This window comes from Chitinophaga pendula (assembly GCF_020386615.1).
Lineage (GTDB): Bacteria > Bacteroidota > Bacteroidia > Chitinophagales > Chitinophagaceae > Chitinophaga > Chitinophaga pendula.
In genome coordinates this window covers 5,230,382-5,256,670 of the sequence record NZ_CP077769.1, presented here as the reverse complement: position 1 = coordinate 5,256,670, position 26,289 = coordinate 5,230,382, and the positions used below count along the sequence as shown (strand labels likewise).

Below are 26,289 nucleotides of genomic sequence, written 5' to 3'. Positions count from 1 at the left end.
TATCACTATAAACCGAAAAACACTCTGCCTCTGCGACGTTTCTCCTTCTCCATTCCTGCCGGCTTCTAGATCAAGGAGAGATGTCATGATTATTGTTCTTTAAATATCTCAAAATCTAAATTGAATCCTTTTTGAGTAGGCCAATTATCCTTTAAGATTGTTATTTTATTATTTCCATCTAATATGGAAATGTTATACCCATTCAGAATACCGTTCTCAATTTCAGACGGCAGAAGTCTTTGAAGCGCTTCTTTGTATAGACATTTTACTATTTGCGCCAATTTTACTTGAGCCGATACTGACTGCTTCGGAGCATTGACGGAAAGGCACAACTTAAGGCTCATCGCTATATACTGATTTCCTGAGACGTAGTATGCGATCCTGTTGGGTATAATTTCATCGTCTTTCAAGTCCAGATAATCGGAACTTGCTCCCCATTCATCCTCATAATGATGAATATAAAACCTCGTACTTAGTCCCTCACTTATTAGAAAATCTTTTGCTTTATAGGGAGACCAACCAAGTGCAGAATCAACCGCAGGAGGATTGCGTTCGACCTCATTTAATTTTTTCAATTGTCTAAGTGAATCTATTAATTCTGACTTTGTGGTGACGGGATGAAGGAATAGGGAGTTTTTCCATCTGTTAAATTCTGTCGCTCGAAACTTAAATTGTAATATAGCTTTTCTTTTCGCAAAGCCGATAAGTTCAGGATTAGCTCTCAATGCAGTAGTTAGGCCAATGAAACCTGTTTCGTATGCCATGTATACCGAAAGGAAATATAAGAACGGTAAAAAAAGTAAGGTTAAAAATGACGATACAATAGTGTCCATAAAAGTACTTACGGCAGCAAAGTCTTTGAAATGAGTAACAACCCAATAGATGGAAAAACCTATTATTGTTAAACCTATTAGAGCGAGTAGATTATTGAATAAGCTTTTTACCCTTGCATATTCTGCTTTCTTTCCGGCAAAAGCAACGCAACCGACTAAGAGAGTTACAAAGAGGAGAATAAGCATTTCTACCCAATAACTGAACGTATGAAAGCCTACTATGATTTCTATAGCTACAGTAAAAGTCAAAAGATCTTTTGCGGCATCTTTAAAATAGGCTTTGCTTTGCTGTATTTTATTAATGCTAAACAGTGCAACAAAAGCATAAGAGATTGTCCAAAGCAGTGTGGTTTTTAATTGTGCCCAAGTCCAAATATGTGCTTTCGCTAAAATATAAGCTGACAAAGCAATCCAGGAAAACATGAACAAATAAACAATCATCAAATTTTTAACAAAAGCATTCTTGAATACCCTTTTTAAAGATTTCCTAAATGTTTTTTTCGACAAAACCCATAAAACGATAATAAACAGCCAACTGAATAGGGCGAGCTCTCTTGTGTTGAATATCTCTAGCATGCAAAGGATGATTGGTTAGAAATGTTGAATGACAATTATTACTTTTTTCGGATAGTCTTTAATTCTTCAATTGTGTAAGGCGGATTTCTTCTATGAACCATAGCATGACAATTGGGACATAAAGGGATTAAATCTGTAATTGGGTTAATCTCATATTGTCCGCCTCGTGTGGATATAGGCGTTGTATGATGAACATGAATGAATCCATGTCCAATATCTCCATACATTTGAAAAAAATCAAAAGAACAAACTTGACATGATGCGCCATAATGTTCGATGCATAATTTGCGGGCTATCGGATTTCTTTCATATTCAGTTTCTTCTACCTCTAAAATTTGTCCTTCAAATAGGGGGGGCGCTGAAAGTGCTGGTTGTATAAGGTCTTGTTCAATCTCACCTTCAATATTTCCATGCTGTCTGTAGTTAAATTCTCCATCTTCTTTGTTTTCTAAAGTAATTGACCACACCCCATATTCACCTAGAGTAAGTGAAGATTTAGGAGGAAATACGTGTGATAATTTCTGTATATAACCTCTTTCGTCATCTTTTGAAGGAACCAATTCAAAAGATGAGCTTTGTCTTTTATGAAGATACCAAGCAGGCCATTCGCCAATTTGCCCCATCCAAGACTCGCCAGCAGCAAAGCATTGATTTGCAATCTCCAAAGCTTGTTCTTTATTGGGGATTTTTATTTTTATAGAGAAAGGTTGAATAGGTTGGTCAGCGGGCGGTGTGAAGTATGCGTAATTTTTAGCCTTCTTTATCAGTTGCCAGCCCCTTCTTGGTAATATAACCCCAAGTGTCATAGCAGCTGAAAAGCGATAGACATTGCCTCCATATTTTTTGGGTGCTTTCCCAGAAGGTTTAAGTATAACTGTTACTTCCTTCCATTCTTTTGAATTGTATTCCATGTTCATAAGATTAGCCTCATATGAGGTCTGTAAAAGCATCTTTAAATCAGCAGGTTAATGTTGGGGTTGCCAAACACAATTTACTTATTTTCAGCATTTTAATATAAAATATTCAGCTGTAAATCACTAAACTTCTTCAAATCTCTCACAAACTGGTTCGCTAATTGTCCCGTCCTGGGTACGGAAGTAATAGTCATTTGAGAGCTTTTATCTATCACTTATACGGATGATACTTATATATTTATATGCATCTGATAAGCATTGCTTTTGAGTTTTGCTGTTAAACCGAGAAAGGCGCTGCGGCCGCGCCATTCCTCCTTCTCTATCCCGGCCGGGTTCCAAACAATGGGAAAAATATTTTCCTAAAAGATAACTATTTAAACTCCACAAAAACCGTCCATAATAGTTCTCCTTCTTCTCTTGCAAATTTTATTTTTCCGTTATGTGATTGTGCCAATAGCAGCGCTTGCTCAGTCGATTGAAGAACCAAAGGAGTTAATTGTTCGGCTACTAATATTGTCTCTGCTGAAGGAACAGGGGTCATAAAACCCATATTAGAGGCGTGGTCATCTTTAATTTTTAGCTCATCTGAACTTGATTTAAAACAGAAAGATGTTCTTGATAAAATTGTGTCAAAAATTCTTTGATAATCATCCTTAATTAATTCAATCATTGTCTTTAATGTTGCTAGGTTTAATATATTATTTTGAGTAACAGATCGAAAAATATGCCATTTGCTACATTTCATCATTAAACAATAATTATCTTATCTTGCAGCCCCGATTAATGTGTTCGGTTTTGCTTTGAAGTCGAGCCGAACGCATTATAAGAGAACGAATTAGACACTTTGGCAGTCAAGGTGTCGGGGCTTTCAGGCCAGCAAAAGCCGTTAAATCATGTACGAATTGGTTAGACAAACTGACTTTTTCGGCTACGAATTTTAAAAGGCTTTCAGGCAGATGCTTGGAAGCCTTTTTTATTTTTATAATCCAGGCCATTATGAATGAACCTAAACCCAGGTGTGTTACTGATATAGCCATCCAAACACTGGCAACAGAACTTGATTACCCTTTCCATGCCAATATGCAAGACTGGCAATATGAAGTAGCTAAGTTTGATGATATCGAGAAATATCTTGCTAAATATGGCTCTACTGACGATGATGATATACGTTTTCTTCTCATGGAAATGATTATAGAAACAAGTCATGAGGGATGGAGTCACAATTGGATTCTAAACGTTTGGCCTAGGGTAGAGTGTCTGCTAAGAAAAAACTTTTTATTGCATGAGTATACAGTTTATTACTGGTGTTGCTTCGATAACGAAAATATTGAAGATTGCTTTCACATTACTATTTCAATGAGAATGTTATGGAATGAACAATCGGGAAAACACTAATAAGTCTTGTGTAAAAAGGTTAAATAATTCTCCCTTTCTCGCTACACTGGTAAAAAGGCTTAGAAATCATTTCTAAGCCTTTTGTCATTACGGGGATATGAGCAAATTTTATTAATTTTATTATAAATGCTGAATGATGATACTCGAAAAAAACTTGAAAATATCATTGGAGGAATCGTCCTCGAGGGGCAAGAAGATTATTGCATAGCAACCAGAAATTTCTTATGCCAACGCTTTGGCACAAGTACAACTGTTAAGAAAAACTTCGAAGGTCTCTCAGCAATTAAAGAAGAACAAATCATCCTTTTAAAGGAATATGCCACCCAAACTTCAGGATGGGCGCAGAATATACCAGATGAAAATCTTTTTTTAGCAAGAGGAGGTGAGTCGCAAGTCTACTTGGATAAAGACAGGCGTCATGTGATCAAATTAAACGATGGCAATTATTACGCAACCTGGTTAGAGTTTTTTAACAGTATCCTTATACACAACTTGCTTTTTTAAGATACAGCGTACAGATTTATTGGGTTTGTTGAGAAAGATAATCAATTGATGGCAGTTCTCAAACAGTCTTTCGTAACTGCAGATGGTATTGTAGATTTATCAGATATTAAAGCATTCCTTACATACAATGGCTTCACAAATACTCGAAATAACGATTATTATAGTAAGGAGTTAGGACTGATTCTAGAAGATTTGCATGATGAGAATGTAATTTATCGGTCTAATAAATTGTTTTTTATTGATACGGTTATTTACATTGATTTGTAATATAAAAGTGATCTAGAAATAAAATATTTCGCTGTAACTATACACCTTGGTAATTTATTCCCTTAATTTTAGAGTACCACGTGAAAATAACCCCATCCAATAAAATTTTGATTATGGTGCACATAGATAGCTCCTCATGTGAAAAAAGCAAAAAAGGGATGCCAAGCAGATCAAAAATCGCCTACTATTGGAGGAAGACATCCTATCAATATTTTAATTACGACATGGATTGGGGAGAGCCATCTTGTTGGGCATGTTGGAATGTGGATTGGATCATTAAATATTGACTTAAGTAATTTAGAAGGTTTTGAAATTTTTAAAGCCTGGGAAAATCAAAATTATTTACAAAGATGTCATATTGTTCCAAAAGTATTTGGAGGATGTAACTGTGAAGCAAATCTTATTATGTTATGCTGAAGGTGTACAGAAAAACAGAAAGGCTTCACAATTTGTGAAGCCTTTCTGTTTTAATTATATTAACCTACTTATGGAACTTAAAGGAAGATATGTCACGAAAGCTGCAGTTACATTCCTTGCCAATAAGCTCAATTACCCCAGTGAAGATTGGATGCAGGATTGGGAATATCTCGTTGCTGAATACAAGGATATCAGCCGGTATTTCGAATTATATGCAGCCGAAGCTGATGATAACATTCGTTTCACTCTCATGGAGATGATGATCGAAACAAGTAACCGGGGTTGGGATGCGGACTGGATAACTGAAATCTGGCCCAAGGTGAAGCAGATGCTCGCGGATAATTTTCATCTACATGAATATACTGTTTACCACTGGTGTTATGCTTTTAGTGATGATATCGAGTACATGTTTTTGATCAGTCCTTGTATGAGGAAGTTATGGAAGGAACTGACAGGGTATAATTTCATCAGTACGCCTTCATACACTTCTAAGCCTACCAAAAGATCTGATTTTCCCCATTGCAAATGCCGTATTTACGGCAAAGTACCTCAACAGAAAGACCTATGTTCATTCATGGAAAATTGATACCTTATAGCATGAAAAAAATCACGCTGATCTTTTTTTTTATAGCAGTGGCTATATCCCTGAATGCGCAGCAGCAGACTTATAAAAACCCGCTGGCTGTTGATTTGGGTGATCCTTATGTATTACACGTCGAAGGTGATAGGTATTACATGTATGGAACAGGAGGAGCCACAAATGGTTTTGCTGCCTATTCTTCTACCGATCTGGTCAATTGGAAAAATGAAGGCCAGGTATATTTTCATGATAACAAAAATGGCTGGAGCGATCCTAAAGCCGCCTGGGAGGGAGCTTATTGGGCGCCGGAAGTATATGCGGTAAATGGGAAATATTATATGTTTTATAGTGCTCAATGGAAAGACAATCCTACCAAAGAACTTGAAAATTTCCGTATTGGCGTTGCCGTTGCCGATAAACCGACGGGGCCATTTATCGATATTAATAACCAGCCTATTTTTGATCCTGGGTACCCTATCATTGATGCAAATGTGCTATTTGACCCGAATGGGAAAGTATATCTCTACTATTCCCGTTGCTGCTACAAACATCCGGTACAAAGTCAAATAGCTGATTGGGCAAAAAGTAAGGGCTGGTTCAATGAGATCGAAGAAAGCTGGGTGTATGGCGTAGAATTAAAACCAGACCTGAGTGGTGTAATCGGTGAACCAGTTTTACTATTACGTCCGCCGGTGAGCAGGAAAGATAAACAAGCGGAATGGGAGAGCCGTTCGGTGACATCCAAAGAAGTAAATCGCCGTTGGACGGAAGGCTCCGCTATCTTCAAAAAGGGTGATATCTATTATATGATGTATTCTGCTAATTACTTTGGCGGTAAAAATTATGCAGTAGGTTATGCTACAGCTAAAAGCCCTTTGGGACCTTTTAAAAAGGCAGCCAATAATCCCGTGTTACAACAGAACGCTAAGCAAGGTGGTGTGGTAACGGGCACAGGACATAACAGTATCACATACTCACCCGATGGTAAAGAAATGTTCTGTGTATATCATGGTCGTACATCTGAAACAGGAGAGAAGCGGGTGGTTTTCATAGACCGAATGAATATATTGTCAGGTGGAAAATTGGTAGTGCAAGGTCCGACAACAATGCCGCAGCCGTTTCCCAGTGGCGCTAAATAGGTGGTTCTTCGACCTGCACGTGGGGGTTTACAAATGGCCAAAAGGTAGGTGATATAAATCGTAGAACGGGTCGATATCAAATAAATAAAAAAGTGTGCGGATTTAACCGCACACCGTCAGGAATCTTTTATAGTAGAGGGATAGTAACTATTGCGTTTTAGGTCTTTTAAACAGACGCATTACTTCAAGTTGTGCATCACCAGGCGTAACAAAATAAGTACGTACCAGTCCTTTTTCTTCCCCCTTGGGGAAGGTTAAACCGAACTCGTCCACCTTACTTTTTGCCTCACTATCTTCAAAATACCAGCTATCTGTAGCACCGGTTTGTGTAAAGTACAACGTATAGCTTTTGCTTTTGTCTTTAAAGCCTTCTTGCGGTAAGTAATTGGCATATATCCAGGATCCCGGCTTTACGTTCCGGGCGATATATACCATTTGTCCGGCATCGTTCTTCAGGAAAATATCAAGCGGAGCATCACTTTGTGGATAATGAATATAGAAACCCAGTTTATTGGTAGTTAAGTCGGCAGTTGCTGGTTCTACTTTCAGTACGTTCCCATTAATGAGTACAAAAGGAAAAAATAGTTCCAGTTCGCTGGTTTCCAAGTTTATCTGTTGACGGTAGAGCGCTGCGCCTGATATTTTGTTTTTTATCGTTACGGATACTTCTTTTTTGGCGGAAGGATAGGTATATACTTTGCTGAAAGTAACAGGTTTATTAGGCAGCGTGATGAAGTTGCGGTAAACGGTGGTATCTATCGAAGTCTCCAGTATTGCGTCGCCAACATTATAACCCCATACTTCAATATTGATAGCTTTTGTCTGCGCTGTTTCCTTACTGCAGGCGTTAAATATTATTAAAAGGACAAACAGGCCGAGTAATTTAATATTTGACATGATGTGGTTTGTTTTTAGTAATCTAAACGAGTGAAAAATCGCATGATATTCCCACTTGGAGCTTCTGAGAAAATATAAAGTTTAGAAGAAGCGGTAGATGCAGCTGGTTTGGGAGCGGTGCTGGAAAGATCGTTCCAGGTGTACGCACTACCATCCAGATAAGGAATGCTGGTACCTGCCTTACATATCTTCACCTGAAAAGTAACCGAAGTCATAACGCCGTTATATTCCTGCCTGCCGGTGGAGAACGTGGAGATTGTTGCGGAAGAGCTGAACTCATTCGGTTTAGCGTTCCTGATGCGTGTGATTTCCTCAAATACTTTAGGCGTTACGAAGTATTTACCAATAACGAAATCTACCGGCTCGCTATAATTGGTAATATTAGGAACAAACATATAGATAAGGCTGATCTTATCATTCTCCACAGCTGGCCTATCCGGCATGTCACTTACCTTGCCATCCATATATAGGAAATTTAAAGAGGCAGTACCTTCCTCTTTTTTTAGTTCCTTCTCCAGTACTAATTTTCCTGTATTTTTTTCGCTGATATGTAGCTTTACTGCATGTTGGTCTCCTTTAAAAGTAAAGGCCTCAAATTGTTCAAATGATGATTCAGACCTAAGTGTTCGTATTGATTTAATGGTATCTACTTTTACCGTAAGCTCTTCCTTCGCAGCATTATACCCTTTGATAATGATGGGCAATATCTGTTCATTGTAAAGGAAATTGTTGTTGTCTTTATTACAGGCAGTTAGTACAGAGGCTACCATACCTATTAAAAGACAGCTTGTTTTATTTATTTTCATTTGTTCTGTTTGATGCTGTTAAAAATTGTAAGATATAGTCAGACTGAAGGATGCGCCCACTTTTCGGATAAACGTACTTGTATCGCCTATACGGACTTTTCCTTTCCCATCCGGTCTGTCCTCATAGTATCCTTCCTCGTATTTTTGAGAGAAGCCATATTTCCATTCATATACATCTGACCATTCGTTCATGGTCATGTTATCGGCACCCGGTTTAATTTTATAGGTATTCTGTCCATTGATGAAAAAGCGATACGGACTGTTGGTAAGATTGCTCACATTCAATCGTGCCTGTAACTGCTTGCTCTTTAAAAATTTGTAGCTCAATTGAATATCTACTTGATCGCGTGGCCGTTCCATTTCTGAATAATGGGGTTGCATACCTACTGTAAAGGTCTTGTAACCGGAGTGGTTCATGGCGATGTTGGCGCCTAGTCGTTCCCCTGCATATTGGAGACCTATATTATACAGCACAGGTACCTGCCCGTACAAAGGACGTTTTTCTTTCAGGTATGTTTTCCTGCGATAGGCATAGGTGATACCATTGACGTCAGCACCAGATCCCATGGTTTCGTAACGTAAAGCGCTGGCTTGCACTTCGGAATGCTGTAGGGTCAGGTTACCACTGAAATACAAGTTGCCCAGGAATTTTGCTCCCTTGTAGATAAATCCGAGGCTTTTGCGAAGGTCCAGTTCCCAGCCTGTTACATTGGCATAGTCAGAGTTGGCAGTAAGCAAGTCGATAGCACCACTGGTATTGGTAATGTCCAGGTACATTTCTACCGGGTTCCTGAAATGTTTTTTAAAGTAACCAGCCGAAATTACCTCTCCGGGAGCGGGGTACCATTCTAATCGCAGGTCGTAATGCGTGATCAATGTAGAAACAACTCCCGTATTGCGCTGTATGCGCCCGTAGAGGTAATTGAAACGGGCAAAACTGGAATTCTCTATCAACGCCGGGCGAATGGCAGATTGGGCATAAGATGCCCTGATGTTGAAATTAGAAAACGGCGTAATGGTAAGACTGGCGGAAGGAAGGTACTGCCATTTCTTATCTTCTGCACTGGCGTCGAGGGTAGCGTGCACCAGGTTACCGGTTTCCGGATCTACATACCGATGCTTGTCTGAGTTATCCAAGTTAGCTTGTGATACTTTATCTGCCGCCTCATCCTTTATCTTCTCATATTTATAATATTCTCCCCTGATACCCCATACCAGCCGCAACCAGCTGGTAAATCGGTTATCCATCATCAGATAACCAGCCTGGTTGTTATTTCTGCCTGTATAGTTGTTATTGTTGAAGGCAGCCGGATAATAAAATGCGTCTGTCAGAGGATCGGTAAAGTCCAGGTTCCATTGATGTATCGGCTTGTATGCATCTTTGAAATTCTTAGCCACCCCAATTGGCAATACATTCCAGTCATAGTGCCCTTTTTTATCCAGATATTGATAGCCGGCCTTTAACACCTGCGATAGTTTTCCAATATTAAATCGATAACTCAAGGCAGCATCAGCCATCCAGTTGGTTTCTACATATCTGTAAGACGAACGGCTTAGAAGGCCAGGGTTAGCTGTAATGCCAGGTTGAGGTGAATAGTTGTATACCGCTCCGTTCAGGGTTGAAATAGGACTTAGATTGGCGTCTACAGCATCCTGTTCATGATTGGTTACCTCATTACGGGCTATACTCCAGTCAATCTTAAAACGGTCAATGTTATGCTCTCCATTTAACCTGTTCTGTATAAGATCGATAAACTTGGGTCTGTCGTATTCATTGATGGCGGGATGATCTCCAAATCCCAGGTCTTCACCCCAGCCAGCTACACGGAAAAACTGGTTGGCAAATACCCTGGAGTAAAAGTTACGGGAAGCGATCTGGTGGTGTTTACCCTGCCATCCTGCATTCAGCAAAGCTCCCCAGCTGGTCGTGAAATTATATTGTTGTGCCTTGGACTCATTGATCTCTTCATGGGTTTTTGAATGATATAGGTTGTTACCCAATTTGCTGAAGGCCCCGCGCTCGAAATGTAGTATATCATCGGTAGCCTGCTCATTACGGTAGCTCAGCGATCCTACTAACCCGATACGGCTGTTCTTCAGGTTGTAACTGCGACCCAGGCTAAATTGATAGTTTTGTCCGGGAGCAGCTTTATAGGTGCGTGTTCCCAATCTCTCCAGGCGGCCTATCTTTTTGTTTTGTGTCGCGATCATTGCCGGGGTGATCTTTTCTATACCGGGAGCGGGGACATGGTTATTGGGATTTTGAGGGTCGTAATTACCCGTTGTCAGTGTAAGGATCTCTTTTGGAAAGTGATCCCTGCCACCGTCGTCAAACCCCAGGTAGTCGTTTTTGCCACGTTGAAAGCCCAGGAACGCTTTGCCGGTACTGCCATTGATATATTTGCTGCCGAAGCTGATAGCGGTAAATTTACTGTCGGAAATAGCCATTGTATTGATCTGTACCATCCCGCCACCAAAGCCAAACCCCATATCCGGTGTGGCCGTTTTAGATACGATAACATTATCTACCAGGTTGCTGGGAACGATATCGAATTCGAAGTCACGTACCTGTACGTCAGTACTAGGCAGCGTAGCACCATCCATCATAGCAATGTTGTATCGTTCGGCGATACCTCTTACCACTACCCGTCTGTTGTCAGTCGTACTCACACCTGAAATGCGTTTCAACGTTTCCCCGATATTTTTATCGGGTAATACAGCAATCTGCTCACGGCTGATGCCATTGGAGATGCCAGCTTCGTTTTTCTGACGACTGTATAGTGAGGCAATGCTCTCTTTACGGACAGAAGATTTAACAACTACCATGGCCAGATTTCCTTTCTGCCTTTTAAGCGTAGCGTTTAAGGTAAATGTTTCATCATCATTGATAATAATGTCACTCACCTCTTTAGCGCCATACCCCATGGAAGTGATCATAACCGTGTAGCTTCCTTCAGGTAGGGGTAATGAAAAGTTACCTGCATCATCGGTAACAGATCCCACTTCACCAATACGAATGGTAGCCCCAATCACAGGCTCTCCGTTTTCTTCGTCTATAATCTTGCCGGTAATACGTCCCTTTTCTTTTTTAACGGGAGGAGTAACTTTCTCTTTCTCGAATAATACGATACCTCCTGCTACTTCTCTGTACCCGACATCCGCCTTTTGCAATAAATATTGCAGGATGTCGGATAAGTCAGCCTGCTTAAATTCTTTGGGAGAGATACGCCATTGTGTAAGCCCTAACTTACTTGCATCGTATGCTATATTTACCGGGCAGACCTCCTTCACCTGCCGCATAGCAACATCCAAGGTTACATTTGCAAATCGAATAGACAGTTTTACGGTTGCTGGCGACTGTGCCTTTAATCCCAATGTACCCAGCATCAGGATACACAGTGTCAACATAAGCCTTAGCCTGGTTAGGACCAGCGCCCCTTTTTCTTTTTTTTCCATACCTTTATGATTGCTTTTTTTAGATGGTAATGTTGCTTTCGTCAAAAAATAGCATTACCAAAATGTTTGGCAAGTCCCGTTACCAGCGGGATTTGCTTTTAATGAAGTGTGATAGTGTCCCCTTTTATTTTGTATTGTATACGATGAACGGCCGCTAGTGTGGCGATGATGTCTTTTACTGAAGTCTTATGTATGAAGAATTTGGCATCATAATGCTGATTGCGGATATCGGCACTGCTGGTAGTTAATGCTACACCATATATTTCCTTTAGCTCAAAAGCGACTTCCGAAAAGGTAGCGGACTCCAACAATAAAACACCTTGCTGCCAGGCTAATGCCTGCTTCCAGTCCAGACTATCGATTTGGAAATGACCGTCGGCACGATCCCATTGCAATCTATTTCCTTTAGAGAGCTCAGTTATCACCCGCATACTATCACTTACCTGTACACGCCCATGTTGTACCCATACCTGTATGGAGGGCTGATCGCTGTACGCCTGTATGTTGAAGGCGGTACCCAGTACTTTGGTTCGCAGGTTATCTGTCCTCACAATAAATGGTCTGGAGTCGTCTTCCTGCACCGAAAAAAATGCTTCTCCGGTCAGTTCCAATTGCCTGTCTTGTTTTCCGTATTTAGAGCTGTATTGTAGAGTAGTGCCGGATTTAAGCCATACCTCCGTACTGTCTGGTAACAATATTTGTTTGATCTCGCCCAGCGGTGCAGTGACAGTAAAATAGGTGATAGGATCTTTGAGTTGATTAGCCAGGAAAAGCCAGGAACCACCGATCACCAATACTGCAATACAGGCCGCTATTTGAAGCTTACTCCGCAGCGGCACCGCCTTCCAGCCGGTTGTATTATGATTATCGATCTGTTCCAGGATTTGCAGTTGAATACCTCCTTTGATAGCATTCTTTTTCCCTTCTTCCTGCCAAAGGTCGATCGGCCTCGTATCGTCTACGGTATGATACCAGTTCTCAATCATTCTGCGCTGATCTTCATTCGTCTTCCCGAGTAAATAATGTCGAAGTAGTTTTAGCCGGTTGCGTAGTTGCTTCATATAACAGTCCTCCTGTTATCTACATACCGGTTTGATCAGGGAGTACTATAATTTCAATGTTACCGAATTGTAAATTCCTGAAACCGATACTGTTTACAGGACGAAAGGAAGGAAGATGGCTTGGCTTTGCAAGCGGCAACGAAGCCGTTTGAGGGCATTATGTAATTGATTCTTAACTGTTTGCTCAGAAATAGATAGTTGTAGCGCTATCTCCCTGATAGATAGTTCCTTTTCATAACTCAGTGTAAAGACTTCCCGCATTTTATCGGGCATAGCGGCAATTTCCGATTGAACTTTATCCTTCAACTTGTCAAATTCATAATGATCCTGCTTTTTTTGCTCCGTTTCGTCAGGCAGACTGTAAATGGATAATGGCAGGTCCGTAGTACCCTGCTTCGCCTCCCGGTAAATATGACGGATAACACTATATTTTAAGGCCGTAAATAAGTAAGGGCTTAACTTATCTTCAACAGTGATCTGCTGCCGGTTTTCCCAGGTATGGATAAAAATATTCTGTACAAAATCTTTGGCGGTCGCCTCATCAGCCAATCTACGGTAAGCCATCGAAAACATCTCATCCCAATACCGTTCAAACAAACAGGTAAACGATGCTGTATCACCCCGCTTTACCTGTGCCCATAATACGGCATCACTAAAAGTGTTTTTATCCATGACAATTACCTTGCGGGCGCAAAGATATAGTTACAGTTTTATTAAAACGTTACGCTGAAGTATATAAAGATGTGATAAACGACGATTTAGATAATAGTGCAACCCTTTTAAAACGATCTCCTGTCGTATAGCCGTCTGATGAAGCCCTCAATGGCACTATGTCTTAGCGTAAAAGGATTTTGGCGGATATTATCTTATTATTAATTATACCGCTGATACAAAAGCGTATTCGTTATAAAACCGAATTCCGCTGTTTATGTCCCCAACTCCTGAGTTGGTTCAAAATAGGTATCAACTCCTTCGCCAGTGCTGTCATCTCGTATTCTACTCTCGGAGGAGTCTCAGCATATGCAGTGCGTTTGACCAGACCATCCTGCTCCATTGCCTTCAATTGTAAACTAAGCATACGTTCCGATATGTAGGAAAATTCTTTTTTTAGCTCGGTAAACCTGAGTTTCTTATTCTCCAATTTGTCCAACAACAATAACTTCCATCTGCCCCCGATTTTCTGAACAGCATAGGTCAGATCGCAATCTATAATACATTGCTCGTTTCGGGTATAGGTAGAGTTTTTCTTTCTGGTTGTCATTACTTACATGTTTGTTAGTGCCTTACAATTGGTTGTATGTATGATGAAGTTAGTAACAACTAACTAGGTTTGCAAAGAAAAATATACTATATGGATCTTTACTTAAAAGGAAAAACTGCAATAGTCACCGGCGCAAGCCAGGGCCTGGGACGAGCCATCGCAAAAGAACTGGCATTGGAAGGCGTAAAGGTATTTGCAATCGCAAGAAATCTTAACAAACTTAATAACTTCAGGGATGAAGTAATCAGTGCAGGTGGCATAGAACCGGTAATATTTGTACAGGACATCATGGACCCGCACAGTCCTCATAATATCGCTACTGCTGCGTTATCCGCATTGGGGCAAATAGACATTCTCATTAACAATGCCGGTAGAAGCCGGCCGGTAAGCGTAACAAGCCCGGAAGAACCGTGGGTGGAATCAATGACCCTGGACTTTGACAGACCCCGCCAACTCACACAACAACTATTGCCACATATGATAGAACGTAAACAAGGAGTCATCCTGAATCTTACCAGCACATATGAGCTACGGTTTATCAATGTTTCGGCAGTTGCTAAATCAAGTGTGGTAGCCTGGTCAAAGGCATTGGCAGGAGAATTGGGACGATATAATATCAGGGTAAATTGTTTGCAACCAGGTCTTTTAGATACACAAAATGTCCGTAATAACTTTTCCGAAGATGAACGAAAGGTATTCGCTGAACGGGAAATTCCGCTGGGTGACTTTGGCGAACCACAGGATGCCGCCAACATGGCGACTTTTCTGGTCTCTCCCCGTGCAAAATACATTACAGGTATCGTTGCTGCTGTCGATGGTGGGTTGAGACGTTATGCATTCTGATTCAATACGTACACAAACAAAAGGTCTTTCAGAGATTTGCGCCGAAAGACCTTTACTGTTTTTGTGTAAGCCGACTCCGCAATAGAAAGCCTGGAGAAATGGAGATATAGCATACGTTATATTTTGTAACTTTGTTGCAAATTGTACTTATTACGTATGGATAACGAAACCGGTAAACCAGAATTTTGGGAAACAGCCTTCACAGAGAAACAGGAGATGTGGGGTTTCGAACCCTCAAAATCAGCCATATTTACAAATGAGTTTTTCGTTAAAGAAGATGTGAAAAATTTACTTATTCCTGGAATAGGGTATGGGCGTAACGCACAGATATTCAGAAACAATGGTATCACCGTAACAGGTATCGAAATATCTAAAACGGCGATCGAAATGGCCAAAAAACATTATGGCCCGGATATGTGCATTCATCACGGATCTGTAACTGATATGCCGTTTGATAATAATAAGTATGATGGTATATTCTGCTATGCATTAATCCATTTGCTAGATAGTGAAGAAAGAGAGAAGCTGATCCGCGATTGCTATGATCAATTGTCAGATAATGGTTATATGGTTTTTACGGTTATAACGAAGGAAGCACCCACTTATGGCCAGGGCCAGTTAATAAGTAAAGATCGTTACGAAATGTTCGGCGGAGTGAAGATGTTTTTTTATGATAAAGACACGGTTCAGGCTGAATTTGGTCAGGCAGGGTTATTTGAAATAACAGACATAACGGAGAACTATCCCTTCTTCCTGATCAAATGTAAAAAAGAGACGAACAAATAATCAGGGAAGAATAAAAATTGAAGCCATTCAAGTGTATACCTGAATGGCTTTTATATGTAAATATTCAGATGGCTCCCTTTTAATAAACCACTTTCTTGTGTACTGTTCCCTTCTCATCATAAAATAGTATCTCCGGCTCATTTTTCTCATTTACGATCATCTCCAACCGTATCCTGCCCTTATCATCCCTTACAAAAATGCCAGTACGCTGCCCCTGCTGCCCTGCAAACATACGGGTGTACCCAAAACGGCCGGCAGCTTTCAGTTGCTCAATAGCTTGCTGCTGCACCTTCGGATCTTTGATATTTGCACGGATTGAATCAAGTGAAACAGATGCTTGGTCTATAGGAATATCCGGCCTTTCAAAAACAGTAAGTCCTTTGGTATCATTACCTCCTTCCCGTTGAATAGAAGATAGTTGCACCATTTGATCCTGCTTGTATTTATCGAATGTGATGCTGAGCTCGTTTTGCCCTTTGCCATTTTGCCCCCTCCCGGAATATACCAGACCGCCACACTCTTCTCCTTCTTCATTATAAAACATCAGGCCCGATTCACCTCCGCCAGAGCGTGTTAACTTTTTCCCGTTAATAACCACAGGTGGTAAGTTATCCTTATTAAAAAGGGACAGTTTGACAGTACCATCCGGTTCTACAATTTCGATCTTCTCAGCCCTTAGGCTTTTGAGAATGTCATCCTGTGCAGACTTACGAAAGCCGTAAGCAATAAAGGCAAATAAAAGAACGGATGTGATGATTGCATATAAGCGGAAATGGTGCATCTGGCGACGTAGTCGCATGATCTCGTTTTGTACGTCTTGCATGGTTTCTGTTTAGATTTGGTGACAGGATGATTACAACTGTAAGGAAAGATATTGAAAAGGATTCGAACACACAATAGCTCCAATAATCAGTTCGCTTATTATGATACCTTTTGCTGCTCATGCCATTGATACATGATCCGCTCCAGCAATATGGTGAAAGCAATACCCAATGTATAACATATAATATCTACCCAAGTAAAATAGTTACCGATAACAATATTAGCTATCCTGGAATGGGCAAGCCCGATCAGTTTTACTACATTGAAATATTGTAATGTCTCTATGAGGTAGGAAAAAGCCAATACGGCCAGTGCTACTGGTATAAGGGGAGCCTGGAGAAAGCTGCGCACAAAACAATATAGTAGTATCACTACGAGGAAATCCCCCATATAAGGACGTACAAAATCATCATGTACATATACGGCAATCAATACTTCCGTGACTAACAACAATATAGTAAGGGAAAGGTATAAGAAGCTAAAGCGAAATTTCATGGTGCTCAGTTAATTGAACCCAATATAGCAAAATGATGATGTAATACACTAATGGAAGAATACTTTTAAAGTATATAGAAATACAAAGAGCTACCCTTTCGGGCAGCTCTTGACAAACAGGTAATAAGCTATCTGGTTAATAACAGAAACCACAAGGCTTCTCGTGACCGGATCTTCTGGTATCTTCTATAGTTACCACCTCGATTTCGTGAGTGCAGGCCTTTAGTCCGCGACATAGCTTACGGTGATATGCATAACTTGTTCTGGAACGGCAGATGTATACTGGTCAAAGGCTGGAGCGATCAGTATTGATACCAATAGCAAGAAAATGATCTTGTACATGTTGACTTTTTTTGGGGCCAAGAGGAAATGTTACAACTGCACAATACCGTGTCTAACTGCATAGAGTGCCAATGTGACTCTTGTTTTTACATTGAGCCTGGCGAATAGCGCTTCCCTGTAACCGTCGATCGTTTTCGGACTTAAGTGCATCTCTTCGGCTATCTGATGATATGTTAGCTCGGTAGTCGCGAGTTGTAAGAATTTCCTTTCGTTTTCTGATAGATAGATTGCGCTGGTGTTCATCTTCCCGGTACCATTTAGATTATGATTCAGGATCTCAGTGGCCAGATCCGAATAGTAGAAACCATTGCTCGCAATGGCTTCGAGTGCCCTGTGCATGTCATCCACTTCGATATCCTTGGATAGGTAGCCTTTGACACCCAGGCGGAGCATACGAAGAATCGCTTCTTCGGTCTCCAACATAGAAACCACCAATATCTTACAGGAAGGATGTGTTCGCTGCAGCCACTCGACGGCTTCAAAACCATCCATGTCAGGCATGTCAATATCCATCAGGATAATATCAGGGAAGGGTGGTTGGATCATTTTTTCCTTCAGATCATTGCCATTCTCCGCTTCAAAGAGAATATGATAATTAGTCTTGGTGTTTAAGAGGTTAATTAGTTTAATGAGACCTTTCCGGAATAGATTATGATCATCTACTAGTGCCAGATTTAGGGCGGGGGTAAGGGGTTTCATATAGTAGCTAGTTTATGTTGCTCTGGATGAGGAATATGGATGCTTACAGTAGTGCCTTTCTGAAGTTCACTGCGGATATCGAAAGCCGCCTTTATGTGAGTCGCGCGCTTCCGCATATTGATCAAACCCGTACTTTGTTTTTCTCCACTTTGGTTTAATGCCTCTTCTACGTTAAACCCAATGCCATTGTCGGCAATGGTCAATGCAAATTGATCCGCAGAAAAATGAAAAGTAGTCGAAACTTCCGTAGCTTTTGAATATTTCACTACATTGTTCAATACTTCCTGGCAAAGGCGGAAAAGAATAAACTCATGCTCTGCCAACATCCGGTATTCCTCTCCATTTTTAATAATATTGATCTTATATTTTTTTGTCTTTGATACTCTGTTCAGTTCATTCTCCAATGCTTTTACGAAACCGATATGTTTGATGTGATCAGTATTCAAACTTGCACTCAATGCTTTCAGCTCTGCCATCAGCTGTTTAGCCAGCGATTTGGTTTCAATAATGCTCTCCCGCTGGCTCTCCGGGCTTTGTGGCAATATCTCTGATAGGTTAATGTTGATCAGTGATACCAGGTGACTGACATTGGCGTGTAATTCCTTTGAGATTTGATCGAGCATCTGCTCCTGGATAGCTAATTGAGATTCATGTAGGGTCTTATGGTATTCTTCCCGCATCGCCATTAACTCCTGTTGATGTCGGAATCTTTTCCGCTGATACAGGAATAGGAAATAGATAATAGCGAGGCTAAGGGATAGAACAATAAACGTAGAAATGATTATTGTTAGGGAAGTAGCGTCTGTTGTGGCTTGCATAAAAAGCTGATTAAGTAAAAGGAGCACAATAATAGATTAAGCGTATCATTGATAGGCAAGTACAATAAAGATAAATTCGAATGTTGCATGTTTAAAAAACCTAGCATGATCAGGAATGGGAGAGACGCTGCATGGTATATGAAGGTCCCCAATGTCATCCAGACCAATGGCTCTTTATGTAATGCAATAATGCTGGTTTCCTCCAATAACTGTTTGAAATAAGAAAGGCATAGTATGATAATGGGAATATGTGCAAAAATGACACTGTATGTATTGTACTGATAGATACCTTGAATGTACAGGTAATTCAATATCCCAAACACTACCAATAATGGGCCTGTATAAGCGATGGCTCTTTTAACCCAGCGAGAATGAAGGATATGGTGGAAAATAATCAATAGTAAACCAAGTCGGGCAGTTATAAATATATTATAGATCCAAAAGTTATTCTTTGAATAATCCCACGTGAGCATTTTATGCAGATACCATTTCCATGAGATCGCCAGCAACTCCGTAAAAAGTGTCAGAATCACCAAACATGCGAATAATTGATATGGCTTAGGCCATTTCTGCCGGAACGTCTTCAGGCTGAAAATGGCGCTAAGCAATAAGGGAAATAGATATAGATATTCATATTTCAAGACACGCAACATTCATTTAAGTTACTTAATCTTGCCGAAAGGATCACCATCACAACGGGGAGGGCAGGGAGAACCCAGGTTGAAATCCCTGTCATCTCCTGTACCATTATCACCAGGGAACAGGATAATTTCTCTCTTAAGAGAAGAACGCTGTGGGAAATCTTCCTCTTCCTCCAGTATTACATTAACATGGCCGGAGGATCGTCCGTTGGGATCAGTACGGGTGGTGATGAACAGCAGGCAGGTTTGTCCGGCATATTGATGCCCTTCCTCATAAGTGCCAAAATGCACACAAATGCCATCGCCGTTCGCATATTCGATCTCCTCCAGCAGTTTTACAAAGTGCTCTTTAGAGTACCATACGGATTTAGTATCAGGTTTGCCAATAACCTTGCTTAGTAAAGGGTGTTTCTGATCCTGGAAACGCTGAATACGGTCAGTAGTGATTTGTTGACCCACGTAGAAATAAGGTAAAGGTTTTACAGTAGTTTGTTGTTCCATGAGTTTTTATTTAATTGAGTGAAGAAAAATGGGGTGTAAACTGTTTACACTGCGAAACTAGCCCACTACTTACTCAAAAAAAACAGCCCACATCAAATACCGGAAAAATCCTCTCCCACACTAGGGGATTATCCGGTCGGCATTAAAAAAGGGGATTTTTCCCCTCCCACACAGGTTTTTTCCGTCACAATACTGTGCAACCTTTGAAGTGTAATTACGAAACCCTTATATCTACCCCCATCAAACTAACTAACAAATGAGAAAAGCACTTGTTGTAGGAATTAATGAATACCCGGGCCATGCCCGCCTGAGAGGTTGTGTGAATGATGCCATAAGCGTCGCCGGATTACTCAATACGAATGCAGATGGCTCCCCCAATTTTGACGTCATGCTCAGTAAAGACGTCAAAACCAAAGCGTCCCTTAAATCATTGATATTCGATGCTTTCAAAGGTGAGGACGAAGTAAGCCTCTTTTATTTTTCTGGACATGGCTGCATAACTGATGCCGGTGGCTATATCATGACACCCGATTTTAACCGCTATGATGAAGGCATCTCAATGGACGAAATACTGAAAATAGTAAGCCTCTCTCCGGCGAGACATAAAGTTGTTATCCTCGACTGTTGCCATGCCGGCGCAATGGGAACACCTGCAATAGCTACTAATACCGCTGCCTTCCTGGAAAAAGGTGTCATTATCCTAGCCTCCAGCCAGCAAACAGAAACGTCTATGGAGGTTGGTGGACAGGGAGTATTTACCAAATTACTGATAGAAGCGCTGAACGGGGGCGCCGCAGACATAGCCGGCGAAGTAACCGCTGCCAATATGTACAGCTACATAGACAAAGCATTAGGTGCCTGGAAACAACGTCCCGTATTTAAAGCCAATATCGTACGGGCCATCAGCCTGCGGAAGACAACACCAATAGTACCTCCCCTGGAACTAAGGAAACTATCTACCTTCTTCCCTAAACCAGAAAACGAGTTCTTACTGGACCCCAGCTATGAATACACCACCGAACAACCAAATGAAGAAAATATCAACAAATTCAAAATATTACGCAGGATGCAACTAGTAGGTCTCGTAGAACCGGTAGGAGAAGAGTATATGTACTGGGCAGCAATGAAAAGCAAAAGTTGCCGCCTGACGACACTGGGGGCTTATTACTGGAAGCTGATCCAGAGCAACAGATTGTGAACCAATAATGCCAACAGACCATGATAGGCCGATACAAATACGATGTAGCGATATCAGTGGCAGAAGAAGATTGTCAGGTGGCAGACCTGGTTGCGCCAGCGTTGAGAAAGGAAAATTTAAGCGTTTACTATTACAGAGATGAAGACAATGCCGGCCAAAACATTATGGGTATCACAATGGAGGTCTACGGAAAGCAATCTCGTAGTGTGTTGGTTGTAACAAGTAAGCGCTCTGTCAAAAAGTATTGGGCGAAAGTAGAGCTACAAATGGTACTTAATCGCGCAAAAGAGGAAGGAACTCCTATAGTGCAGCTTAAGCTGGACAATACTCCTATAGATGGAATTTCCAACCACACCTTGCACTATAATTGGGAAAATAACCCTGAACAAATAGCTGTCGGAATAAAAGAGAAAATAAAAAAATACAAGCGGACAGAGAGAGTACGTGCCATCAGCCGTATTGCCCCTGTCTTGTTATTGGCACTGGCACTAATATGGTCATTGAGCTATCAGCGATCGATTGATAAACAGAAACACATACAACCATTGATGCAAACAGCTTTCGCGAGCCCGGTAGGTAAGAAGATGGCCATCGTACCCAACGGTATCAGCGCTAATATCAATCCCTTTTTTATCAGCGCTACCGAGGTGACAATAACTGAATATCGGGAATTCTGCCAGGAACAGAAAATGGATATGCCCCCGCAAGACCCCCTGTCAGATGGAAATACGCCAGTCACAAATATCACCTGGTCCGAAGCCTTGGCCTATTGTAAATGGAAAAAAGGCCGCCTGCCTACCGAAACCGAATGGGAATACGCAGCAAGCGCAGGCCAAACCGCTAAATACAGTGGTGGTAATAATGCGGCTAAAGTCGCTGTCTACAGGCAAGACCACCCGGAACAGGTAGCAACAAAAGTAGCGAATGACTTCGGCCTCTTTGATATGACCGGTAATGTCGCAGAATGGTGTAATGATTGGATCGATGCCGCCGAAACCTGGAAGGCAGTAAGAGGGGGCGCCTATATAGACAGGATCAGCCCCCTCAACGAACTGGCGGTTAGCTTCCGCTCCAAAGAACATCCCGACACCAGGTCCCCCTATATTGGTTTCCGGGTCGCCTGGGACGAATAATCAAATCCCTTATAATATGAGTAATCCTCAATTTGAATTGCTGAAAAGTACAGCAAACGGACAATACTACTTTCGCCTGAAAGCAGGAAATGGAGAAATCATCCTCCGTAGCGAAATGTATGTACAAAGACAATCCGCTATCAACGGAATAGCATCTGTTAAAGAAAATGCCCCCTTCGACGTACGCTACGAGCGTAAAGACAACACCGGGCATTACACATTTAACCTCAAGGCCGCAAATGGCCAGATCATCGGTAGCAGCGAAAGCTATAACACCCGGGAAGCACGCGAAAATGGCATCGCTTCCGTAAAAAAAAATGCACCCGTTGCCCCTGTCGATGACAGAACCTGATTAAAGTAGCAGGAGAAGCCAATACGCCACCTCCTGCTACTCTCCGCCTTATCCCCCAATCACACATTGATCACTACAAAAAATAGCGTATGTCATTAACACAGGAATTAAAAGATCACTTCCTTCACCTCTATCATATGGCTCTTTCCGATGCCCAGGTAGATGTGAAAGAACTTGAAATGTTGTACCGGATCGGCGAGACCAGAGGAGTAAGCCGCTCCGATATGGATAAGCTGCTGATCGATTCAGACCAGCCCCGGAACACAATACCGCAGACTATTCTCGAAAAAGTAGATTGCCTCTATGACCTCAGCCTGATCGCCTGGGCCGATGGATGTATCGAACCGGAAGAAAGAAAAGCCCTGGAACTATTCTGCGCCCGCCTGGGCTTTAAAGAGGAAAATATCCCACAGATATGCGAATACCTGTTGGACGAAGCCTTTAAGAATACTCCCAAAGAACAAATATTATCCACCGTATCCCAAAACATCTAAATCATGGAACTAAAAATTAAAGGACTATTCGCGGTAAAAGAGATTATAACAACGCCCGCACCACCTCCGCCTGTCGTAGATAAGGTCAATTATCAGGATTATGGTCATCACCAGGCGTACTTGTTAGGTGGTAGCATCCCTGGCCTAAGAGTATGTCTGCAGAAAGTCTATTTCAATTTTAAAGAGAAAATGAAAGACGATCTCGGAAAACAGGAGGAGCTGAAAAAGCCGACCAGAATAGCGCTGGAAGAACATAAAGGACATATCAACAGGTGGGAAAATAAAATAAAGAAATTCAGAGAAGAAGATATACCGGCGATCAAACAGAAAATAGAGTCTCTGAAAGAAGAAAAAGGACATATCAGAAGCAATCCCCAGGAAATAGTAGGCGACCTTACCGCAAAGCCCAGCTTTTATATCGGTATGATCATCCTCATTTTCCTGACCGTATACCTGTTCGTTTTCTATAGCTCCGCATCTTACTCGGCCTTTTTTAAAGAGTTTACCCTAAACCAGATCGGTGTAGCGAACTCCATTTTTGACGCCCAAGCCATCTCCAGAGCCCTCAATGATGGCGTCACAGAACTAGTGCTCATCCTCACCATTCCCTTTGTATTCCTGGGACTGGGATACCTGATACACAAGATGAACGAAGCAAAGGGATATATGAAATTCGTGAGGATCGGATTCCTGGTAGTGATCACCTTCCTGTTCGATGCTATTATGGCTTATGACATCACCGAAAAAATATACAATATTAAAAGTGAAGGGGCCTTCACTGACATGCCGGAATTCTCAATCCCTCTGGCTGCAAAGTCTGTCAATTTCTGGATCATCATTTTCGCAGGATTCATCGTATACCTTATATGGGGATTTGTATTCGACTTCGTATTGGATGCTTATAACAAGATAGACAAGCTCAAAGTGGCACTCCGGCAGAAAGATATAGAGATCCGGAATGAACATGCTAAGCTACATGAGATCAACGAAGCCATTGAAAAAATGACCCATCACATAGATAGTACCAAAACGCAAATCAATAAACTAAACGAAGTGTTGGACAATGGTGGTGCTTTACCTTCCGATTTCAAGGAAGAAATATTCAGTTTCCTGGCCGGCTGGCTGGCCTGGATGAAAGGTAGCGGAAAAAGCCACGTAGACCTGGAAGCAGCAGAGACCATCGTACACGAATTCGTTAACGTAACCATATACACCACTCCTCAAATCACTAACGCATGAAATACTTGTTGATAATAGCCATCATATTAGGCGGATGCACTTCCGCAGATACAAAGAAGGATGCTCCTGCACAACAGACCAGCACCCAGGCAACAAAAGGGAAGAAACAGATCAACCTCACCATACTGTTGGACCTGTCAGACCGGATCGATCCTAGAAGTAATCCCAGCCAGCCACAACATTTCGAAAGAGATAGCACACTGATCAGCTACCTGACAGATTACTTCCTCCGCCAAATGACAGTGGAAAACGCCTATGCTACGAAAGGAAAAATAAGAGTGATATTCCACCCGAATCCTCCCGATCCGGGTATCAATCTCGCTGCAAAAAAGCTGAATATTGACCTGTCGGACATGGAGCCTAAAGAAAAGAAAACAGTGTATAAGACACTGGCAGCTACTGTAGCAGAGAATATCGGAAACATATACAAGACTACCATCAGCCAGGCACAATGGCCAGGATCTGATATCTGGCGTTTCTTTAAGAACGATGTAAAAGACGTGGCTGTCGACAGTGATACCACCTATCGTAATATATTGGTAGTCTTCACCGATGGATATATATATCACCAGGATTCAAAGGATAACGATGCCAATCGCTACGCCTACATATTACCAGGTTTATTCGATAAGTATAATCTCCGGAAAGATAAAAAGTGGTCCGAAACCATCGATAAACTTGACTTCGGCCTGATCAGCAAACGGGATGATCTTAACCAGCTGGAGGTACTCGTACTCGAAGTAGCACCCTCTCCCGAAAATAGGAACGATGAAGATATTATCCGCAAAGTGCTGGACAAATGGTTCTCGGAAATGAAAGTGAAAAGATGGAAAATTATCAACAGCGACCTACCGGAATCTACCCAAAAAAAGATACACAGTTTCCTCGAAAGCTAACTCGCTTTACATAATATCAGTGCTGCCAGTACCGGATCTGCCGGCGGTACGAATGGGTCACCAGTTGCTCCGCAGCTACCCATAGCTCGTTATGCAGGTTATCGCCCACATTTTGCACAGCATAGGTTTGTACATGGGCTTCGTCTACTTCAAAAGAAGTGACAATACCACAGTATCCCGAAAATTCGTCATGTATGTTCCATTCAAAAGCAATTTGCTCGGCATAAGCCTGATTCAGTACAGGATAAAATATAGGCTGCCAGGACAATCGGGGAGGAAAGGCTTTAAATCCGCTGTCTGCAATCAGTAACAACTCCTGCAATCCCGTAGGCCGGTAAAGGGTAATAGTCTTCACACGTATTGATGATTTTCCGATAACAATGCCTCTGCATAGTCCAGTGTACCAGACTTGCTTAGTTGCTCCAGTCTACGTTTCACCGGCATGTAGTCAAGTGCCGCCGGTACATGTATAACAAAATAATTGTTGTTCACAACTGCACTGGAACAACCCATCAGCTTGAATAACTGCCGGATCGCCTCCACATCTTTGGAAGAGCTCATCATAATGACCTGTATCGTAGAACTCCCAGAGGGTAGAATAGTATCCTGGTATACAAGAGTTGGCTCGTTCACTTCATAGGTAGCAAAGACAATATCACCTTTAGTCACAATCGGTGCATACAAAGGAATGCTGTCAATTTCATAATGCCCCTTGGCTTTGTCGATCGGGATCGCCCACAGGCTCTCGGCAGTCAGCTCCTCCAGTATACTGCTATGGTAGCGGAATAGTATCTTAACAAATTCGTGCATCGGCGGTCTGTTGATAAAAGCAGGGCGGAAGATAGGGAATATTTCTACATCATGAATGCAAACGCCCCGAAGAAATTGCTCCGGGGCGCTTATCAGCATAAAATAGAGATAACG

General features: G+C 41.6%; 28 protein-coding genes and 1 pseudogene. 13 read left to right on the top strand and 16 right to left on the bottom strand.

Features of this window, described 5'->3' with window-relative positions; all coding sequences use genetic code 11:
* Window positions 1–89 precede the first annotated feature (89 nt).
* The 3 genes from KTO58_RS19285 to KTO58_RS19275 form a co-directional block, all read right to left on the bottom strand.
* Window positions 90–1,409 (bottom strand): hypothetical protein, encoded by a 1,320-nt coding sequence (locus KTO58_RS19285; protein ID WP_095837812.1) that lies wholly within the window; start codon window positions 1,407–1,409, stop codon window positions 90–92.
* A 38-nt stretch (window positions 1,410–1,447) separates the two neighbouring features.
* On the bottom strand, window positions 1,448–2,320 hold the full coding sequence (locus KTO58_RS19280; protein WP_225859832.1) for an HNH endonuclease: 873 nt from the start codon (window positions 2,318–2,320) through the stop codon (window positions 1,448–1,450).
* Between the two features lie 373 nt (window positions 2,321–2,693).
* On the bottom strand, window positions 2,694–3,071 hold the full coding sequence (locus KTO58_RS19275; RefSeq protein ID WP_095837813.1) for a hypothetical protein: 378 nt from the start codon (window positions 3,069–3,071) through the stop codon (window positions 2,694–2,696).
* Between the two features lie 248 nt (window positions 3,072–3,319).
* Between KTO58_RS19275 and KTO58_RS19270 the strand changes: the two genes are divergently transcribed.
* The 5 genes and pseudogenes from KTO58_RS19270 to KTO58_RS19250 all read left to right on the top strand — a co-directional run bounded on the left by KTO58_RS19270 (window position 3,320) and on the right by KTO58_RS19250 (window position 6,625).
* Window positions 3,320–3,718 carry a hypothetical protein gene (locus tag KTO58_RS19270; RefSeq protein ID WP_095837814.1) on the top strand — a complete coding sequence of 133 codons (399 nt, stop codon included), beginning with the start codon at window positions 3,320–3,322 and terminating at the stop codon, window positions 3,716–3,718.
* Window positions 3,719–3,844: 126 nt separating this feature from the next.
* Window positions 3,845–4,489, top strand: a pseudogene (locus KTO58_RS19265) (putative polyvalent protein kinase domain-containing protein).
* 138 nt (window positions 4,490–4,627) lie between these two features.
* Window positions 4,628–4,906, top strand: a complete 279-nt coding sequence (locus KTO58_RS19260; RefSeq protein ID WP_157752851.1) for a hypothetical protein — start codon at window positions 4,628–4,630, stop codon at window positions 4,904–4,906.
* 70 nt (window positions 4,907–4,976) lie between these two features.
* Window positions 4,977–5,492 carry a hypothetical protein gene (locus KTO58_RS19255; RefSeq protein WP_157752852.1) on the top strand — a complete coding sequence of 172 codons (516 nt, stop codon included), beginning with the start codon at window positions 4,977–4,979 and terminating at the stop codon, window positions 5,490–5,492.
* 11 nt (window positions 5,493–5,503) lie between these two features.
* The gene (locus KTO58_RS19250; protein ID WP_095841491.1) at window positions 5,504–6,625 is read left to right on the top strand and encodes a glycoside hydrolase family 43 protein; all 1,122 of its coding nucleotides are present in this window, start codon (window positions 5,504–5,506) and stop codon (window positions 6,623–6,625) included.
* A gap of 147 nt (window positions 6,626–6,772) precedes the next feature.
* Here the strand turns inward: KTO58_RS19250 and KTO58_RS19245 are convergent, their stop codons facing one another.
* The 6 genes from KTO58_RS19245 to KTO58_RS19220 all read right to left on the bottom strand — a co-directional run bounded on the left by KTO58_RS19245 (window position 6,773) and on the right by KTO58_RS19220 (window position 14,106).
* Window positions 6,773–7,522, bottom strand: a complete 750-nt coding sequence (locus KTO58_RS19245) for a hypothetical protein (protein ID WP_095837818.1) — start codon at window positions 7,520–7,522, stop codon at window positions 6,773–6,775.
* A gap of 14 nt (window positions 7,523–7,536) precedes the next feature.
* Window positions 7,537–8,328: a hypothetical protein gene (locus KTO58_RS19240; protein ID WP_095837819.1), complete on the bottom strand. Its 792-nt coding sequence runs from the start codon at window positions 8,326–8,328 to the stop codon at window positions 7,537–7,539.
* A gap of 18 nt (window positions 8,329–8,346) precedes the next feature.
* Window positions 8,347–11,784 (bottom strand): TonB-dependent receptor, encoded by a 3,438-nt coding sequence (locus tag KTO58_RS19235; RefSeq protein WP_095837820.1) that lies wholly within the window; start codon window positions 11,782–11,784, stop codon window positions 8,347–8,349.
* Window positions 11,785–11,882: 98 nt separating this feature from the next.
* Window positions 11,883–12,845, bottom strand: coding sequence for a FecR family protein (locus KTO58_RS19230; protein ID WP_095837821.1), 963 nt, complete (start codon window positions 12,843–12,845; stop codon window positions 11,883–11,885).
* A gap of 93 nt (window positions 12,846–12,938) precedes the next feature.
* Window positions 12,939–13,517, bottom strand: a complete 579-nt coding sequence (locus KTO58_RS19225) for an RNA polymerase sigma factor (protein ID WP_095837822.1) — start codon at window positions 13,515–13,517, stop codon at window positions 12,939–12,941.
* A gap of 232 nt (window positions 13,518–13,749) precedes the next feature.
* Window positions 13,750–14,106: a winged helix-turn-helix transcriptional regulator gene (locus tag KTO58_RS19220; RefSeq protein ID WP_095837823.1), complete on the bottom strand. Its 357-nt coding sequence runs from the start codon at window positions 14,104–14,106 to the stop codon at window positions 13,750–13,752.
* Between the two features lie 90 nt (window positions 14,107–14,196).
* Between KTO58_RS19220 and KTO58_RS19215 the strand changes: the two genes are divergently transcribed.
* Both KTO58_RS19215 and KTO58_RS19210 read left to right on the top strand, forming a co-directional pair.
* The gene (locus tag KTO58_RS19215; RefSeq protein WP_095837824.1) at window positions 14,197–14,949 is read left to right on the top strand and encodes an SDR family NAD(P)-dependent oxidoreductase; all 753 of its coding nucleotides are present in this window, start codon (window positions 14,197–14,199) and stop codon (window positions 14,947–14,949) included.
* A gap of 156 nt (window positions 14,950–15,105) precedes the next feature.
* Entirely contained in the window at window positions 15,106–15,735 is a 630-nt protein-coding gene (locus KTO58_RS19210) for a class I SAM-dependent methyltransferase (protein ID WP_095837825.1), read from the top strand.
* A gap of 79 nt (window positions 15,736–15,814) precedes the next feature.
* On the opposite strand, the gene KTO58_RS19205 is transcribed toward KTO58_RS19210, so the two are convergent.
* From KTO58_RS19205 to KTO58_RS19185, 5 genes are all read right to left on the bottom strand, one after another.
* A complete protein-coding gene (locus tag KTO58_RS19205) occupies window positions 15,815–16,558 on the bottom strand; it encodes a hypothetical protein (protein WP_095837826.1) in 744 nt (247 codons plus the stop codon).
* Window positions 16,559–16,656: 98 nt separating this feature from the next.
* The gene (locus tag KTO58_RS19200) at window positions 16,657–17,052 is read right to left on the bottom strand and encodes a ribosomal maturation YjgA family protein (protein ID WP_095837827.1); all 396 of its coding nucleotides are present in this window, start codon (window positions 17,050–17,052) and stop codon (window positions 16,657–16,659) included.
* Between the two features lie 372 nt (window positions 17,053–17,424).
* On the bottom strand, window positions 17,425–18,093 hold the full coding sequence (locus KTO58_RS19195; protein WP_095837828.1) for a response regulator transcription factor: 669 nt from the start codon (window positions 18,091–18,093) through the stop codon (window positions 17,425–17,427).
* Entirely contained in the window at window positions 18,090–18,911 is an 822-nt protein-coding gene (locus tag KTO58_RS19190; RefSeq protein WP_095837829.1) for a sensor histidine kinase, read from the bottom strand. The genes KTO58_RS19195 and KTO58_RS19190 overlap by 4 nt, the downstream gene beginning before the upstream one ends.
* Before the next feature lie 662 nt (window positions 18,912–19,573).
* Window positions 19,574–20,053 carry a hypothetical protein gene (locus KTO58_RS19185; protein ID WP_095837831.1) on the bottom strand — a complete coding sequence of 160 codons (480 nt, stop codon included), beginning with the start codon at window positions 20,051–20,053 and terminating at the stop codon, window positions 19,574–19,576.
* A gap of 256 nt (window positions 20,054–20,309) precedes the next feature.
* Between KTO58_RS19185 and KTO58_RS19180 the strand changes: the two genes are divergently transcribed.
* The 6 genes from KTO58_RS19180 to KTO58_RS19155 all read left to right on the top strand — a co-directional run bounded on the left by KTO58_RS19180 (window position 20,310) and on the right by KTO58_RS19155 (window position 25,365).
* Window positions 20,310–21,251 carry a caspase family protein gene (locus tag KTO58_RS19180; protein WP_095837832.1) on the top strand — a complete coding sequence of 314 codons (942 nt, stop codon included), beginning with the start codon at window positions 20,310–20,312 and terminating at the stop codon, window positions 21,249–21,251.
* A gap of 20 nt (window positions 21,252–21,271) precedes the next feature.
* The gene (locus tag KTO58_RS19175) at window positions 21,272–22,384 is read left to right on the top strand and encodes an SUMF1/EgtB/PvdO family nonheme iron enzyme (RefSeq protein WP_095837833.1); all 1,113 of its coding nucleotides are present in this window, start codon (window positions 21,272–21,274) and stop codon (window positions 22,382–22,384) included.
* Window positions 22,385–22,400: 16 nt separating this feature from the next.
* Entirely contained in the window at window positions 22,401–22,736 is a 336-nt protein-coding gene (locus KTO58_RS19170) for a YegP family protein (RefSeq protein ID WP_095837834.1), read from the top strand.
* An 89-nt stretch (window positions 22,737–22,825) separates the two neighbouring features.
* Window positions 22,826–23,230, top strand: coding sequence for a tellurite resistance TerB family protein (locus tag KTO58_RS19165; RefSeq protein ID WP_095837835.1), 405 nt, complete (start codon window positions 22,826–22,828; stop codon window positions 23,228–23,230).
* Between the two features lie 3 nt (window positions 23,231–23,233).
* A complete protein-coding gene (locus KTO58_RS19160) occupies window positions 23,234–24,469 on the top strand; it encodes a hypothetical protein (protein WP_095837836.1) in 1,236 nt (411 codons plus the stop codon).
* Window positions 24,466–25,365 carry a hypothetical protein gene (locus tag KTO58_RS19155; RefSeq protein ID WP_095837837.1) on the top strand — a complete coding sequence of 300 codons (900 nt, stop codon included), beginning with the start codon at window positions 24,466–24,468 and terminating at the stop codon, window positions 25,363–25,365. Before KTO58_RS19160 ends, KTO58_RS19155 begins: the two co-directional genes overlap by 4 nt.
* A gap of 16 nt (window positions 25,366–25,381) precedes the next feature.
* Here KTO58_RS19155 and KTO58_RS19150 read toward each other — a convergent pair whose 3' ends face one another.
* Entirely contained in the window at window positions 25,382–25,720 is a 339-nt protein-coding gene (locus KTO58_RS19150) for an ADP-ribosylation/crystallin J1 (protein ID WP_095837838.1), read from the bottom strand.
* Entirely contained in the window at window positions 25,717–26,274 is a 558-nt protein-coding gene (locus KTO58_RS19145; protein WP_095837839.1) for a DUF4265 domain-containing protein, read from the bottom strand. Before KTO58_RS19145 ends, KTO58_RS19150 begins: the two co-directional genes overlap by 4 nt.
* Window positions 26,275–26,289 lie beyond the last annotated feature (15 nt).